The organism is Streptomyces sp. CA-111067, assembly GCF_050956065.1.
In the GTDB taxonomy this organism is placed as follows: domain Bacteria; phylum Actinomycetota; class Actinomycetes; order Streptomycetales; family Streptomycetaceae; genus Actinacidiphila.
In genome coordinates, this window is sequence record NZ_CP192103.1 from 905801 (window position 1) to 920857 (window position 15057).

The 15057-nt window shown below is 73.2% G+C and carries 10 protein-coding genes; 9 read left to right on the forward strand and 1 reads right to left on the reverse strand.

The window, feature by feature from the left end:
* Positions 1 to 19: 19 nt before the first annotated feature.
* From ACQPW6_RS03905 to ACQPW6_RS03915, 3 genes are all read left to right on the forward strand, one after another.
* Positions 20 to 2968 (forward strand): discoidin domain-containing protein, encoded by a 2949-nt coding sequence (locus ACQPW6_RS03905; RefSeq protein ID WP_433888110.1) that lies wholly within the window; start codon positions 20 to 22, stop codon positions 2966 to 2968.
* 55 nt (positions 2969 to 3023) lie between these two features.
* A complete protein-coding gene (locus tag ACQPW6_RS03910; RefSeq protein ID WP_433888111.1) occupies positions 3024 to 4028 on the forward strand; it encodes an aldo/keto reductase family protein in 1005 nt (334 codons plus the stop codon).
* 159 nt (positions 4029 to 4187) lie between these two features.
* Positions 4188 to 4889, forward strand: a complete 702-nt coding sequence (locus tag ACQPW6_RS03915) for a phosphatase PAP2 family protein (protein WP_433888112.1) — start codon at positions 4188 to 4190, stop codon at positions 4887 to 4889.
* 51 nt (positions 4890 to 4940) lie between these two features.
* Here ACQPW6_RS03915 and ACQPW6_RS03920 read toward each other — a convergent pair whose 3' ends face one another.
* Positions 4941 to 6233, reverse strand: a complete 1293-nt coding sequence (locus ACQPW6_RS03920; protein WP_433888113.1) for a transglycosylase family protein — start codon at positions 6231 to 6233, stop codon at positions 4941 to 4943.
* A gap of 198 nt (positions 6234 to 6431) precedes the next feature.
* Between ACQPW6_RS03920 and ACQPW6_RS03925 the strand changes: the two genes are divergently transcribed.
* The 6 genes from ACQPW6_RS03925 (at position 6432) to ACQPW6_RS03950 (ending at position 14877) form a co-directional block, all read left to right on the forward strand.
* Positions 6432 to 7430: an LLM class flavin-dependent oxidoreductase gene (locus ACQPW6_RS03925; RefSeq protein WP_433888114.1), complete on the forward strand. Its 999-nt coding sequence runs from the start codon at positions 6432 to 6434 to the stop codon at positions 7428 to 7430.
* Between the two features lie 67 nt (positions 7431 to 7497).
* A complete protein-coding gene (locus tag ACQPW6_RS03930) occupies positions 7498 to 8349 on the forward strand; it encodes an MBL fold metallo-hydrolase (RefSeq protein WP_433888115.1) in 852 nt (283 codons plus the stop codon).
* A gap of 88 nt (positions 8350 to 8437) precedes the next feature.
* A complete protein-coding gene (locus ACQPW6_RS03935; protein WP_433888116.1) occupies positions 8438 to 9502 on the forward strand; it encodes an inositol-3-phosphate synthase in 1065 nt (354 codons plus the stop codon).
* A gap of 193 nt (positions 9503 to 9695) precedes the next feature.
* Positions 9696 to 11012: a D-alanyl-D-alanine carboxypeptidase family protein gene (locus tag ACQPW6_RS03940; RefSeq protein ID WP_433888117.1), complete on the forward strand. Its 1317-nt coding sequence runs from the start codon at positions 9696 to 9698 to the stop codon at positions 11010 to 11012.
* Positions 11013 to 11113: 101 nt separating this feature from the next.
* Positions 11114 to 12679 (forward strand): SDR family oxidoreductase, encoded by a 1566-nt coding sequence (locus ACQPW6_RS03945; RefSeq protein ID WP_433888118.1) that lies wholly within the window; start codon positions 11114 to 11116, stop codon positions 12677 to 12679.
* A 101-nt stretch (positions 12680 to 12780) separates the two neighbouring features.
* On the forward strand, positions 12781 to 14877 hold the full coding sequence (locus ACQPW6_RS03950) for a restriction endonuclease (protein ID WP_433888119.1): 2097 nt from the start codon (positions 12781 to 12783) through the stop codon (positions 14875 to 14877).
* Positions 14878 to 15057: the final 180 nt, after the last annotated feature.

Here is a 15057-nt window from a genome sequence, read left to right on the forward strand (position 1 = left end):
CCCCGAGCCGCAAGGACGTATGCCTGTGTCGCCATCACCGCACAGCCGCGAGAGAAGTCCCCGACAAAGCCGCCGGATAAGACGACGCGGTGCCGCCGCGGTGCTGTCCTTCGCGGTCGCGGCAGCCGCCGCGCTGACCGCGGTCACCCTGGCGAGCGCCCCCGCCGCGCACGCCGCGGGCGTTCCCGCGCCCTCCCCGATCGGCATCTCCGGCCGCGGCGCGAACGTGCCGTTCAAGGAGCTGGAGGCCGAGTACGCCAACACCAACGGCACCCTGATCGGCCCCGACCGGCTCTACGGCCACCTGCCGTCAGAGGCGTCGGGCCGGCAGGCCGTCACCCTCAACTCCACCGGTCAGTACGTGGAGTTCACCCTCACCGCACCGGCCAACGCGATGTCGCTGCGCTACAGCATCCCGGACACCGCCGACGGCAAGGGCCGGGACGCCTCGCTGGACGTGCAGGTCAACGGCAGCTCGGTCAAGTCGCTGCCGGTGACGTCCAAGTACAGCTGGTACTACGGGGGTTACCCGTTCAACAACAACCCCGGTGACTCCAACCCGCACCACTTCTACGACGAGTCCCGGATGATGTTCGGGTCCACCCTGCCGCAGGGCACCAAGGTCCGGGTGCAGGTGACCTCGACGGCCCAGTCGCCGTCCTTCACCATCGACCTGGCCGACTTCGAGCAGGTCGCCGCGCCGATCGCGCAGCCGGCCGGCTCGATCAACGCCGTCACCGACTACGGCGTGGACCCGACCGGTGCCACCGACTCGACCGCCAAGATGCAGGCCGCGGTCAACGCGGGCCAGGCGCAGGGCAAGGTCGTCTACGTCCCGCAGGGCAACTACACCCTCTACGACCACGTGGTCGTGGACGGCGTGACCGTCGCGGGCGCCGGCCCCTGGTACACCGTCTTCGGCGGCCGCGACCCGGTGAACCGCAACCGCGCGGCCGGCTTCTACGGCAAGTACGTGGCAGGCGGCGGCTACGGCGGCGAGATCCGCCCGCAGGAGGCCGGCGGTCCGAGCAAGAACGTCACGCTCAAGGACTTCGCGATCATCGGCGACATCCAGGAGCGGGTGGACGACGACCAGGTCAACGGCCTCGGCGGCGCGATGTCCAACTCCACCGTGGACGACCTGTGGATCCAGCACGTCAAGGTCGGCGCCTGGATGGACGGTCCGATGGACCACTTCACCATCAAGAACAGCCGCATCCTGGACACCACGGCCGACGGCGTGAACTTCCACTCCGGCGTGACCAACTCCACCGTCACCAACACCTTCGTCCGCAACGTCGGCGACGACGGTCTCGCCTCGTGGCCGGAGAAGGCGCCGAACGTCAGCGACAGCTTCGACCACGACACGGTGGTGCTGCCGATCCTGGCGAACAACATCGTCACGTACGGCGGCAAGGACTTCAATCTGTCCGACAACGTGATGGCCGACACGATCACCAACGGCGGCGGCCTGCACATCGCCAACCGCTACCCGGGCGTCAACGGCGGCGGCCCCAACGGGGTGTCCGGCACGATCACCGCGGCCCGCAACACCCTGATCAGAACCGGGAACAGCGACTACAACTGGCAGTTCGGGGTCGGCGCGATCTGGTTCGACGGGCTCCAGGGCAAGGTGGACGCGAACATCCAGATCAGTGACACCGACATCCTGGACAGCTCCTACGAGGCGATCCAGTCCATCGAGACCGGTGTCACCGGCGTCACCATGAAGAACGTCAACATCGACGGGGCCGGTACCTATGCCATCCAGGCGCAGGCCGCCGCGAACATGACGTTCATCAACGTCAAGGCCAAGAACATCGGCCAGGCCGCCACCCCGATCCACAACTGCGTCGGCGACAGCCTGCAGATCACCGACGGCGGCGGCAACTCCGGCTGGAACACCGGCCAGACCTGCACCGGCACCTGGCCGACGCCGATCTGGACCAACGGCGGCGTACCCACCGGCGGTGGCGGCGGCGACACCACACCGCCCACCACGCCGCCGACCACCCCGCCCACCACTCCCCCGACGACCCCGCCGACCACCCCGCCCGCGAACGGCAACCTGGCGCAGGGCCACCCGGCGACCGCCAGTTCCTCGGTGCAGTCCTACGGGGCGGGCAACGCGGTGGACGGCAACGCGAGCACCTACTGGGAGAGCAACAGCAACGCCTTCCCGCAGAGCCTGACCGTGGACCTCGGCGCGGCCAAGTCGGTCGGCAAGGTCACGCTCAAGCTGCCGCCGTCCAACGACTGGGCGACCCGCACCGAGACGCTCGCGGTGCAGGGTTCGACGGACAACAGCAACTGGAGCACGCTCAAGGCGTCCGGCGGCGTCACCTTCAACCCCGCCTCCGGCAACACCGCGACGCTGACCTTCCCCTCGGCCGGCGCCCGCTACGTCCGGCTGAACATCACCGCCAACACCGGGTGGAGCGCCGGCCAGATCTCCGAGCTGGAGGTCTACCCCGGTGACGGCACGCCGACCACCCCGCCGACCACGCCTCCGACGACACCGCCCACCACCCCGCCGACCACTCCCCCGGCGGGCAACCCCAACCTGGCCCAGGGCCACAGCGCCGGCGACACCGGCCACTCGGACGTCTACGTGGCGGGCAACGCCGTGGACGGCAACGCGAACACCTACTGGGAGAGCGTCAACAACGCCTTCCCGCAGTCGCTGACCGTCGACCTCGGCTCCGCCAAGACCGTCGGCCGACTGGTGCTGAAGCTGCCGCCCGGCTGGGGCACCCGCACCGAGACCGTCCAGGTGCTCGGCTCCACCGACAACAGCAACTGGAGCTCGCTGAAGGCGTCCTCCGGTTACACCTTCAACCCGTCCTCCGGTGACAGCGCCACCATCGCCATCACCCCGACCAGCACCCGCTACCTGCGGCTGACCTTCTCGGGCAACACCGGCTGGCCGGCCGGCCAGCTCTCCGAGCTGGAGGCCTACGCCTCCTGATCGGCGCAGAAGGAGGGTCGCGACGCGCCGGGGTGACGTTCTAGAGTCGATCACCATGGACTACCGTCACCTCGGCCGCAGCGGCCTGATCATCAGCGAGATCGCCTACGGAAACTGGCTCACCCACGGCTCCCAGGTGGAGGAGGACGCGGCCACCGCGTGCGTGCGCGCCGCGCTGGACGCGGGAATCACCACCTTCGACACCGCGGACGTCTATGCACAGACGCGAGCGGAGTCGGTACTCGGCCGGGCGCTGAAGGGTGAGCGCCGTGAGGGTCTGGAGATCCTCACCAAGGTCTTCTGGCCGACAGGCCCCGGTCACAACGACCGGGGCCTGTCGCGCAAGCACATCATGGAGTCCGTCGAGGGCTCGCTGCGCCGCCTCCAGACCGATCACATCGACGTCTACCAGGCGCACCGCTTCGACCGGTTCACCCCGCTCGAAGAGACGATGGAGGCCTTCGCCGACGTCGTGCACTCCGGGAAGGCGCACTACATCGGCGTCTCGGAGTGGACCGCCGACCAGATCCGCCGCGGCCACGCGCTGGCCCGCGAGCTGCGGATCCAGCTGGTCTCCAACCAGCCGCAGTATTCAGCGCTGTGGCGGGTCATCGAGGCCGACGTCGTCCCGGCCTGCGAGGAGCTGGGCATCGGCCAGGTGGTGTTCTCGCCGATCGCGCAGGGCGTGCTGACCGGCAAGTACCAGCCGGGGCAGCAGCCGCCGGCCGGTTCGCGGGCCACCGACGACAAGGGCGGCTCGAACATGATCGGCCGCTGGATGCGGGACGAGGTGCTCACGCAGGTGCAGCAGCTCACCCCGCTGGCGGCGGAGGCGGGGCTTTCGCTGGCCCAGCTCGCGGTCGCCTGGGTGCTGCAGAACCCGAACGTGTCGGCGGCGATCGTCGGCGCCTCCCGCCCCGAGCAGGTCACGGAGAACGTCAAGGCCGCGGGCGTGAAGCTGGACGGCGACCTGCTGGCCAGGATCGACGCGGTGCTCGAACCGGTGGCGGAGACCGACCCGCTGAAGACCAACGCGATCACCCCCGACCGCCGGCCGTGAACCCGCCCGCGCCCGGTCCGCGGGCCCGTCCGCGGCGGGTACGGACCGGGCGCGCGGGGTAGGCGGTGGGCCCGGAGTGCTCTGCCGTAGACTGACTACAGTCATGTAGACAGTCAGGCGGCAGCACCGCGTGGCCCGGGGAAAGGCGCAGCCGATCCGATGACCGTCCGCCCGCTGAGCGTCCGGCTCCAGCCGCCGCCCCTGAAGCGGCTGCTGCCGCCGGCCGCCTTCGCCGTGCTGTTCGCGCTGCTGGCCTGGGTGGTGCTCGCCCGGCACGGCACGCCGTACGCGGTGGACACCGGGCCGCACCACTGGTCGGTCGCGCACCGGCCGCAGGGCTTGCTCAACACGGCCAAGGCGCTCACCCATCTGGGCACCGGCGCCTTCCCGCCGGTCGCCGCCGCGTTCGGCGGCTGGCTGGCCGGCGGCGGCACCGCCCGGGTGCGGCGCGGGATCCCCACGGCACTGCTCGCCCTGGTCGTCCTGCTCGTCGGGGAGGGACTGCGCACCAGCCTGATGACGCTGCTGCACCGGGCCAGGCCGCCGATGGCCGACTGGGCGGTCCAGGCCTCGGGCCACTCGTTCCCCTCGGGGCACACCGCGAGCAGCGCGATGGCCGCCACCCTGCTGGCCTGGGGGCTGCTGCGGGCCTGGCCGGGACCGTCCAGCCGGGTGGGCGCCGGGATCTGCGCGCTGGCCGCGGCGGCCGTCGGCCTCACCCGGGTCTACCTGGGCGTGCACTGGCCCACCGACGTGGTCGGCGGCTGGCTGTTCGCGGCCTGCTGGCTGACCGCGACGCTGCCCGCCCTTGACCGCTATGCCGCCCGGGAGGACGGCGACGGCGGGCCGGGACGCCGGTGACGGCGCCGCCGCCCGCCGTGAAGCCCGGGTGGTCCTGAGAGGGCCGGCGGCTCAGACCGACACGCCGTGCGCCCGCAGGTAGCGCAGCGGGTCGATGTCGGAGCCGTACTCGGGACCGGTCCTGATCTCGAAGTGCAGATGCGGCCCCGTCGCGTTGCCGGTGGAGCCGGAGCGGCCGATCCGCTGGCCCTCGTTGACCTGCTGGCCGACCTTGACCGAGATCTGCGAGAGGTGCCCGTACTGGCTGTAGTGGCCGTCGGCGTGCCGGATGACGATCTGGTAGCCGTACGAGCCGCCCCAGCCGGCGGTGACCACCTTGCCGGCCGCCACCGAGTGCACGGCGGTGCCGGTGGAGACCAGGAAGTCGGTACCGGTGTGGTAGCCGCTGGCCCAGCTGCTGCCGGAGGCGTGGTAGGCCGTGCCGATCGCCGCGTGCACCGGCAGCGTGTACCCGGTGTGCACGGGCTTGGCGGCAGGTTTGGCGGCGGGCTTGGTCTGCCGCTCCAGGGTGCGGGTGCCGGTCGGCGCCGCGGACGTCTTGGGCGCGGGCTTGGCGGCCGGTTTCGCCGCCGGCCGGGCCGCCGGCCCGGGGGCCGGCCGGGACTTCGCCGGGGCGGTCAGCGAGAGCCGCTGGCCGGGCAGGATCAGGTCCGGGTCGTCCCCGATGACGGTCCTGTTGTCGGTGTAGAGCCGCGGCCAGCCGCCGGGCAGCTGGTGCTCGAAGGCGATCTCGGAGAGCGAGTCGCCCGGCGCCACGGTGTAGGGGTCGTGCCCCTTGGCCGGCGCGGCCTTCGCCGCCTGCTTGGCGGGCCGCGCGGCGGGCGCCTTCGCGGTGTGCGCGGGCTTGGCCGGGTGCGCGGGCTTCGCGGTGGTGTGCTGTACGGGCTTGGCGATGTGCGTGGTCCGCGCGCTCTCCGGCTTGAGCTTGGTCTGCGGCACCGGCACGGTGTGCGAGGCCGACGCGGCGGTCCTGGTCAGCCCGGCCCGTACCGAGCAGACCGGCCAGGCCCCGGGGCCCTGGGCCCGTAAGACCTTCTCGGCGACCGCGATCTGCTCGTTCCTGGTGGCGAGGTCGGCGCGCGGCGCGTAGGCCGTACCGCCGAAGGACTTCCATGTGCTCGACGCGAACTGGAGGCCGCCGTAGTACCCGTTGCCGGTGTTGATGCTCCAGTTGCCCGAGGACTCGCAGTGGGCGACCTTGTCCCACACTCCGGCACTGGCGGCGTGGGCGCTGCTCAGCCCGATCAGCGGCAGCGCGAGTCCCGCGCCGCCCGCGGTGACGGTCAGCGAGGCCTGGGAGACCCGGCTCGGGCGGTAACGGCGGTGGCGTCCGCGTAAGGGCATGGCACGAGTCCTCTCCGGACCGGCCCGTGGGGGCCTGGGCTGCCGGGTGCCCGAGTGAATGGGCGGGGCAAAGATAGGCCAACCGCCGACCCGGCCACAAGAGGCACGCAAACGGTACAGGTGGGGGCGTCGTGCCGGGCGCCGTGAGTGGCGGGAACCGGCCGGGAATCAGCACGGACGGTGAGCGTTGGAACGTAGGTGAGCTCCGTACTGCGCGACACGCCCTTCTCCGTCCTCGACCGGTCCCGCACCCGCGAGGGCCAGGACCCGGCGCGGGCGCTGCGCGACACCGTGGCCTTCGCCCGGCGGGCCGAGGCGCTGGGCTACCACCGCTTCTGGGTCTCCGAGCACCACAGCGTGCCCGGCGTGGCGGGCTCCGCGCCGACCGTGCTTGCCGCCGCGGTCGCCGCGGCGACCGGCGGCATCAGGGTCGGCACCGGCGGGGTGATGCTGCCCAACCACCGGCCGCTGGTGGTCGCCGAGCAGTTCGGCGTCCTGGAGTCGCTGTTCCCCGGCCGGATCGACATGGGCCTGGGCCGTTCGGTCGGCTTCACCGGCGGTGTCAGGAAGGCGCTCGGACACGGCAAGGAGGCCGCCGACGACTTCGGCGCGCAGCTCACCGAGCTGCTCGGCTGGTTCACCGGCACCCAGCGGGAGCATCCGCAGGTGCACGCCTGGCCGGCGGAGGGGCTGCGCCCGGCGCCGTTCGTGCTGGCCGTCGGCAGCGGCGCCGAGCTGGCCGCCGCGCACGGGCTGCCGCTGGTGATCGGCGGCCGCGGCGAGGACGCGATGCTGCGGTCGGTCGACCGCTACCGGGCGGCCTTCCGCCCGTCGGACTGGGCGGACAGCCCCTACGTGGTGCTGTCCGGCACGGTGGCGGTCGCGCCGACCGGCGAACGGGCCCGCGGGCTGCTGGAGTCCGAGGCGTGGGCGACGGCCTACTCGCGCACCCACGGCGTGTTCCCGCCGCTCGCCTCCCGCGAGTCGATCGGCGCGCTGAGTATGACCCCGGCGGAGCGCGAGCGGTTCGAGACGGCGATGGGCGGCCAGCTGCACGGCACACCGGAGGACGTGGCCAAGGCGCTGGAAGCGCTGCTCACCCGCAGCGCTGCCGACGAGTTCCTGGTCACCACCAGCAGCTACGACCGGGCCGAACTGCTCGACTCCTACCGGCTGCTGGCGGAGCTGCGGGCCTGATGCCGGCCCGCCCGGACCGATCCCGACCTGCTCAGGGGCCCCGCGGAGCGCCGGATAGGGTCGGATGATGATCCGACCGACCGATGTATCCGGTGATCTGAACGTGCGCTGGCACGCGGGCTGGCCGTCCCCCAAGCACGACCCGGCGCCGGAGATCCAGCAGCACTCCTACGACGAGAGCACGCTGATCCTGCGGCAGAACATGTCGGTGCACTTCGAGGCGCCATTCGTGTTCCTGCTGCTCGGCGCCGAGCGGGCGCTGCTGCTCGACACCGGCGCGACCGCCGAGCCGCGGTACTTCCCGCTGCGCGCGACCGTGGACGCGGCGATCGACCAGTGGCTGGCGCCGCACCCCTGCCCGGGCTACGAGCTGGTGGTCGCGCACACCCACGGGCACGGCGACCACATCGCAGGCGACGGGCAGTTCACCGACCGCCCGGACACCGTGGTCGTCGGCCCCGGCCTCGAAGCGGTGACGGCGTTCTTCGGGCTGCCCGACTGGCCGCTCGGCGGCGCCGCGCTCGACCTGGGCGGCCGGACGGTGGACGTGCTGCCGGGGCCCGGCCACGAGCCGGCCGCCGCCGTCTTCCACGACCGGCGCACCGGCCTGCTGTTCACCGGCGACACGCTCTACCCGGGCCACCTGTACGTCAGGGACCTGGCCGCGTACACCGCGACCGTGGACCGGCTGCTGGCCTTCTGCGAGCGGCATCCGGTCACCCGGCTGCTGGGCTGCCACATCGAGATGACCACCACGCCGGGCGAGGACTACTCCCGGGGCACCACCCACCAGCCCGACGAGCCGCCGCTGCAGATGGACACCGGTGAACTGCGGGCGCTGCGGGAGGCGCTGGCCCGGATCGACGGCCGGCCGGGCAGCCACAGCTTCGACCGCTTCGTGGTGCACGTCTCCGGCTGAACCCGGCAGCCCGCTCCGCCCCCGCCGGACCGTCCGGCCTCGCCCGCCTTCCGCCCGTCCAGAACCACCACGTACGGAGTACGCACCCATGAGCACAGTCAACGTCGGCATCGTCGGGATCGGGAACTGCGCCTCCTCCCTCGTCCAGGGCGTCCGGTACTACGCGGGCGCCGAGGCCGGGGAGGAGGCCGTCGGGCTGCAGAACCCGGTCTGCGCGGGGTACGCGGTCTCCGACGTCCGCTTCACCTCGGCCTTCGACGTGCACACCGGCAAGACCGGCCGCGACCTGTCGGAGGCGATCTGGGCGGCGCCGAACAACGCCCGCGCCTTCGCCGAGGTGCCGCACCTGGGCGTGCCGGTCACCGAGGGCCCGCTCAGCGACGGCGTCGGCCGCAGCAGCGCCGGGCAGCTGGACGCGCGCGGCGAGGCGACGGTGGAGGACGTCGTACGGCGGCTGCGGGAGTCCGGGACCCAGGTGCTGGTGAACTTCCTGCCGGTCGGCAGCCAGGCCGCGTCCGAGCTGTACGCGCAGGCGGCGCTGGAGGCGGGCTGCGCGTTCCTCAACTGCATCCCCTCGGTGATCGCCAGGTCGCCGCTGTGGGCGGGTCGGTTCGCCGAGGCGGGGCTGCCGCTGGCCGGCGACGACCTGAAGAGCCAGTTCGGCGCCACGCTGATCCACCGCGCGCTGGTGGACGTGCTGCGACGCAACGGCGTACGGCTGCGCAGCACGTACCAGCTGCTCGGCGGCGGCAACATGGACTTCCTGAACATGCAGGACGCAGAGCGGATGGCGGACAAGAAGGCCACCAAGGCGCAGGGCATGTTCGCGGGCGGCGGCGCCCCGGCGGCCGAGCCGCAGGTGCACGTCGGCGCGGACTTCATCCCGTTCCTCGGCGACCGCAAGGTGGCCTTCATCCGGGTGGAGGCCGAGGCCTTCGGCGGCACCCCGCTGGACCTCGACCTGCGGATGGAGGTGGACGACTCGCCGAGCGCGGCGGGCAACGTGCTGGACGCCGTCCGCTACCTCAAGGCGGCGATGGACCGCGGGGCCGGCGGGGTGATCGACCCGGTCTCGGCGGCGGTGATGAAGGCGACGCCGACGCCGCTGGACGAGGCGGCGATCGCGGCGGGGCTCAGCGCGCTGGGCGAATAGGTTCCGTACGGGCAGCCGTCCCGGCGCCGGTCGGGCCGGCCGGCGCGGGCGGGTTGTCCGGCGGCGCGTCAGCGGCGCGGCGGCCCGGCCGATGTGACACCCCGTCCGGTGTTTCACCCATCGGCGTGCACACCTCATCCGGATGGATGCCGCCGCCGTGCCGGTGAGGCGCCCGCGTTCCTACGGTGACAGCATGACTGCCTTCCGTGACCCGCGATCCCGCCAGGCCCGTCCCGCTCCCGGAGTCCAGGCCCGCCCCGGCCGGCTGCTCGGCGCCGCCGCCCGCCCGCTGGCGGTCGGCTGCGCGCTGGCGGCCGCCGCCGCGGTGGCCACCGGACCCGCCGCCGCCCTGACCGCCGACGGCGGCCACGGCCCGCACGGTTCGGGCGGCGCGCCCGCCGGGGTGGCCGGCGGCCCGCTGCTCGCGAAGCCGGGGGTGCAGGTACGGCCGGAGGCGGGCACGCCCGCGCTGCCGGAGGGCCTGTCGGGCCTGTCCTGGACGGTCTCCGACGCCCGTACCGGCCAGGTGCTGGCGGCGAAGGACGCGCACCGCAAGCTGCCGCCCGCCAGCACGCTGAAGACGCTGTTCGCCGACACCGTCCTGCCCCGCTTCACCGCCACCACCACCCACAAAGTCACCGACCAAGACCTCGCGGGCACCGGCGAGGGCAGCAGCCTCGTCGGCGTCCAGGCCGGCCAGACCTACACCGTCGCCGACCTCTGGCGAGGCGTCTTCCTCGCCTCCGGCAACGACGCCGTCCACGTCCTCGCCCACATGAACGGCTCCGTCCAGCAGACCGTCACCCAGATGCAGGCCAAAGCCGACATGCTCGGCGCCCACGACACCCACGTCGTCTCCCCCGACGGCTACGACTACCCCGGCCAGCTCTCCTCCGCCTACGACCTCGCCCTCTTCGCCCGCGCCGGCCTCACCAACCACGACTTCGCCCAGTACGCAGGGACGGCGAGCGCGCAGTTCCCCGGCGGCTACGACGCGCACGGCAAGTTCGTGAAGTCCTTCGGGATCCAGAACACCAACCGGCTGCTGACGGGCGCGGACGGGGTCCGGCGCTACCCCGGCATCATCGGGGTCAAGAACGGCTACACCACCAACGCCGGCAACACCCTGATCGCGGCGGCCAAGCACGGCGACCGCACCCTCATCGTCACCGTGATGAACCCGCAGTCCGGTATGCCGCAGGCGGTCTACCACGAGGCCGCGTCCCTGCTGGACTGGGGCTTCGCCGCGGCCGGGCACACCTCGTCGGTCGGCACCCTGAACGAGCCCGCCCCCGTCGCCTACGAGGCGCCCGCCGCCCCGGCTCCGGTCAGGCCGCAGCCGGTGGCCGACGACTCCCGTCCGGCAGGACCGGCCGAGCAGGCCGCCGCCGTGCACGGCTCGGCCTCGTGGAGCGTCGGCTGGTACGTGGGCGGCGGCCTGGCACTGGCCGCGGCGGTGGGCGCGGTGCCGGTGGTCCGCAGGCGGCGGCGCGCGGCCAGGTGGCGCTGACCCGCCGTCACACCCGCAGGTGGCGCTGACCTGACCCCACCGGGCGGCCGCGCACTGGTCACAAACGGTGGGAGCCCGACGAACGGGGAAGGAAACCCGCCATGGAGAGCACGAACGGTGCCGCGGCCCGACTCGACTGCCTGGTCACCGGCGCGACCGGTTACATCGGCGGCCGGCTGGTACCGGAGCTGCTGGCCGCGGGGCACCGGGTGCGGTGCGCCGCCAGGACCCCGGCGAACCTGCGCGACCACCCGTGGGCGGCGGACGCCGAGGTGGTGCGCTGCGACGTGCTCGACCCGGAGCAGGTCGGCGCGGCGATGCGCGGCATCGACGTGGCCTACTACCTGGTGCACGCGCTCGGCACCGGCCGGGACTTCGAGGAGACCGACCGGCGGGCCGCCCGGATCTTCGCCGAGCAGGCCGCGGCGGCCGGGGTGCGGCGGATCGTCTACCTCGGCGGGCTGACCCCCGCGGGGGTGCCCGAGGCGGAGCTGTCCCCGCATCTGCGCTCGCGCGCCGAGGTGGGCCGGATCCTGCTGGACGCGCCGGTACCGGCGGCGGTGCTGCGCGCCGCGGTCATCATCGGCTCGGGCTCGGCGTCGTTCGAGATGCTGCGCTACCTGACCGAGCGGCTGCCGGTGATGGTCACCCCGAGCTGGGTGCGCACCCGGATCCAGCCGATCGCCGTCCGGGACGTGCTGCGCTACCTCGTCGGCGCGGCGACCCTGCCCGACGACGTGAACCGCACCTTCGACATCGGCGGCCCCGATGTCGTCACCTACCTGGACATGATGCGCCGGTACGCGGCCACCGCCCGGCTGCCGCGGCGGCTGATCGTGCCGGTGCCGGTGCTGACCCCTCGGCTGTCCAGCCACTGGGTGGGGCTGGTCACCCCGGTCCCGCGGTCGATCGCCAAGCCGCTGACGGAGTCGCTGCGGCACGAGGTGATCTGCGCCGAGCACGACATCGCCGGCTACGTGCCCGACCCGCCGGGCCGGCCGATCAGCGTCGACCGGGCCCTCGCGCTGGCCCTGCAACGGGTCAAGGAGGCGAAGGTGACCACCCGCTGGTCGTCCGCCTCGGTGCCCGGCGCGCCCAGCGACCCGCTGCCGACCGACCCCGACTGGGCCGGCGGCAGCCTGTACACCGACCACCGGTCGAGGGACGTCTCGGCGTCGCCCGAGGCGCTGTGGCGGGTGATCGAGGGGGTCGGCGGCGACAACGGCTGGTACTCGTTCCCGCTGGCCTGGGCGGTACGCGGCTGGCTGGACCGGCTGGCCGGCGGGGTCGGCCTGCGCCGCGGCCGGCGGGACGCGCAGCGGCTGCGCACCGGCGACCCGCTGGACTTCTGGCGGGTGGAGGCGATCGAGCCGGGACGGCTGCTGCGGCTGCGGGCCGAGATGCGGCTGCCGGGGCTGGCGTGGCTGGAGATGTACGCCGATCCGGCGGACGGAGACAGCGGGGACGGCGGTTCGTCCCGCTACCGGCAGCGCGCGCTGTTCCATCCGCACGGGCTGCTCGGCCACGCCTACTGGTGGAGCGTGTCGCCGTTCCACGCGATCGTCTTCGGCGGGATGGCCCGCAACATCGCCAAGGCGGCGGAGCGCGGCCACGGCGGCCCGGCGGCGTCGGACACCAGTACGGAGCCGGTGCGCACGAAGCGCTGACGGCGTCGTAATCTCGGGGCTACGCTCAACTGCCCGTAACCGCTTCGACGGTCGCGGTCGGCGGGCGGTGTTTCCGCACGCCGAAAGGAAGCCGTACCCGCATGAGCCGCCGTTCCTCCGGGCTGGTGTCCACCTGGGCCGAAGTCCAGCGTCAGCAGCAACGGCAACGGGAGGCGCAGCACCGGGCGTCGGTCCAGCAGCAGCGCGAGGCAGAGCGCCGCCAGCGGGCCTCGGAACGGGCGCTCGCGCGCAGCCGCCAGGAGCAGAAGGCCGCCTACCGGCAGCGCCGCGAGGAGGACGCCCGCCGGCGCACCGACGAACTCGACCGCAGGCTGGTGGAGTTGACGGGGCTGCTGGCGAACGGCCTGCGCAGCGCGGTCTTCTCGCCCGAGTCGCTGATGGCCCCCGAGGTGCTCGAACCCTTCGCGCCCGGCAGGCTCGGCGAGCCGATCGCGATGCCGCGCCCGGAGCACTACACCCCGCAGCAGCAGTCGGGTTGGGGCTTCGGCGGCCGGCAGGCGCAGCACGAGGCACGCGCCCGCTACGAGAGCGACCTCTACGCGGCGCAGGCCGCCGAGGCGCAGCGGCAGCGTGAACTGGCCGCCTACCAGGAACGCTACCGGCAGTGGGCGGACCAGCGGCTGGGCGAGATACGCCGGCACAACGCGGGCGTCCAGGAGTCGCTCGCCGGGCTGCGCAGGGCCGAACCCGAGGCGGTGATCGAGTACCTGACGGCCGCTCTGTACGCCTCCCAGGGCTGGCCCGAGGGACTCCCCCGGCAGCTCGCGGCCTCCTACAGCGGGCCGGAACGCCGGCTGGTGCTCAACTGGGAGCTGCCGCCGTTCTCGGTCGTGCCCGAGACCTCCGTGGTCCGCTACATGCCGGGCGCCGACCGGGACAAGGAGGTGGCGCGGCCGATCGGCGAGCGCCGCACCGTCTACCGCGACCTGCTGGCGCAGTGCCTGCTGCTGGTGCTGCGCGAGGTGTTCGGCGCCGACCGGTCCGAGGTGCTCGACTCGGTGGTGCTCAACGGCTTCGTGGACGACACCGATCCGGCGACCGGCCACCGCACGCAGACCTTCGTGGCCACCGCGATGGTCGACCGCGCCGACTTCACCGCGGTCAACCTCGCCCAGGTGGACCCGGTCGACTGCCTGGTGGACGGCCTGCACGGCGAGCTGTCCGCCCGCCCGGACCGGCGGACCCCGGTCGCCCCGGTCAGGCTGCCCGGCGAGGCCGGTCGCGGAGTGGTCTCGCACGGCGGCGGCGAGGAGCCCGACCTGTTCGCGATGGACCCGCTGGAGTTCGAGGAGCTGGTGGCCGAGCTGTTCCGCGCGATGGGGATGCAGGCGGTCACCACCGTGCGGTCCGGCGACGGCGGGGTGGACGTGGACGCGCTCGACCCCGATCCGATCCGCGGCGGGAAGATCGTCGTCCAGGTCAAGCGCTACCGCAAGACGGTGCCGCCCACCGCGGTCCGCGACCTGTACGGCACCGTGCAGAGCGTCGGCGCCAACAAGGGCGTGCTGGTGACGACTTCGGGCTTCGGCCGGACCTCGTACGTCTTCGTCAGCGGCAAGCCGATGACCCTGGTGTCGGGCACGGACCTGGTGGAGCTGCTGCACCAGAACGGCCTGGGCGGCCGGTTGGGCCCGGCGCAGGCGCCGGCGGCGCGGGAGACCGCCGAGGAGGAGGACCGGGCGGCGGACGAGGCGAGCGTGCTCGGCATGTGGTGGGCGGGCTCGGTCGGGCTCGACGTGTGCGCGCTGGTCTGCACCGGCGGGCGGGTGCTCAGCGACGACCACTTCGTGTTCTTCAACAACTCCCGTACGCCGGACGGCAGCGTCCGGATGATGCCCGGGTTCGGCGAGGACAAGGCGGCGATCTGGGTGAACTTCGACGGGCTGCCGCCCCGCGCGGACCGGGTGGTGCTGGTGGCGGCCGTCGACCCGGAGGCCAACCCGGGCGCCGACCTGGCCGGCTTCACCGACGCGCGGATCCGCCTCACCGACCCGTCGGGCGCCGAGGCCGACCGCCTGGAGGTCTCCGACGGCCGCCCCGGCGAAACGGCCCTGATCCTCGGCTCGTTCCGCAAGCGCGGGGGCGGCGACTGGACGTTCGTCCCCGGCGGCAAGGGCTACCAGGGCCCGGAGGGCTTGATGACGCTGGTCCAGGACCACGGCATAGAGGTCGAATAGCCCCGGCGGACGGCCGCCCCCGGAGCACGGGGGCGGCCGTCCGCACGGAGAGGTCGTGGTACTCTCTTCGTAGGACGTGGTACGCCCTCTGAGTGGCGCCGTCCCAGCAGTTCCCCGGCGAACCCGCCGAACCTTCTCCAGCCTGTGACCGGAACCCCTTCCGTCCAGGTCATCCCCGCG